The sequence below is a fragment of the Deinococcus arcticus genome (assembly GCF_003028415.1).
GTDB classification, from domain to species: Bacteria; Deinococcota; Deinococci; order Deinococcales; family Deinococcaceae; genus Deinococcus; species Deinococcus arcticus.
The window spans coordinates 1-990 of the sequence record NZ_PYSV01000054.1 but is presented as its reverse complement, the minus strand read 5'-3'; the positions used below and the strand labels follow the sequence as shown (position 1 = coordinate 990).

1 protein-coding gene is annotated in these 990 nt (G+C 59.7%); it reads right to left on the bottom strand.

The annotated features are described in order from the left end of the window. Positions 1–11: 11 nt before the first annotated feature. Positions 12–966, bottom strand: a protein-coding gene (locus C8263_RS18725; RefSeq protein ID WP_107139617.1) for an IS630 family transposase whose coding sequence is annotated in 2 segments (ribosomal slippage) — positions 12–614 and positions 616–966 — 954 coding nt in all. Because the reading frame shifts where the segments join, the coding sequence is not laid out codon by codon here. Positions 967–990: the final 24 nt, after the last annotated feature.

Genomic DNA, 990 nt, shown 5'->3' with positions numbered 1-990 from the left:
TAGAGCATTTGTCATAAAGACACTGATGGATGAACATGTTTGAACCAGCCGTGAATATCACTCGGTGTGACGGCATCCAGTGCGGCAAACACCGCCTGAAGCAGTTCGTCCACCTGTCGGCAGTCCCCGCGCCGGACCAGGGCCTTGACCTTGGAAAACATCTGTTCGATGGGATTGAAATCCGGGCTATATGGCGGCAAATACAACAACGTGCAGCCACAGGCCTCGATGAGCGTCCGAATGGACGCTCGATGGTGTGAAGAGAGGTTGTCCAACACGATCACTTGCCCCGGGCGCAGGATGGGGCACAGCATCTCTCGTACGTACCACTCGAAATTCAGGCCGTTGACTGCCCCATCCAAGACCAGCGGGGCCTGTGGCCCCGCCAGCGTGAGCGTGCAGATCAGCGTGTGATTGATGCCGTGGTTCCGAGGGACAACGCCGACAGCGCGCTGATGACTGGGCGCGCGAGCATAGCCCCGGGTCATGGCCGTATGAAAGCCACTTTCGTCCAGGAAGACTAGGCAGTCCGGCGTCAGGAGATGTGGCGCAAGATCATTGAGGAACAGCGTGCGCTGTTCCTCAAGGCGTTCGCTGGCGACCACTGTTTTTTTTATGCGTGATGCCGTGCCGTGCGAAGACGCGATCCACCGTTTTGAAGCTCACGGCCAGCCCCGTGGCCGCCTCGAGCATGCGGGCATGCTCGGTCAGCGTCGCGTCTGCATGATCAGCGAGTTGCTGGAGCAGTTGCGCTTCGTGCGCGCTGGTGACGCGCCGTGGCCGCCCTGGAGACGTTCGCACCAGGCCCAATTGCCCCTGTTGATTCAACTGGAGATAGCGCTGCACGGTGGTGGGATGCACTGAGAACTGCTGGGCGACCAGGTGAACGCTTCCACCGGACGCCACAGCACGAACGATGCGTTCCCGCAAGTCCAGCCCATACCCTCGCCCGCCCACCGCTTTCATACCTTCATTATGACAAATGCTCTA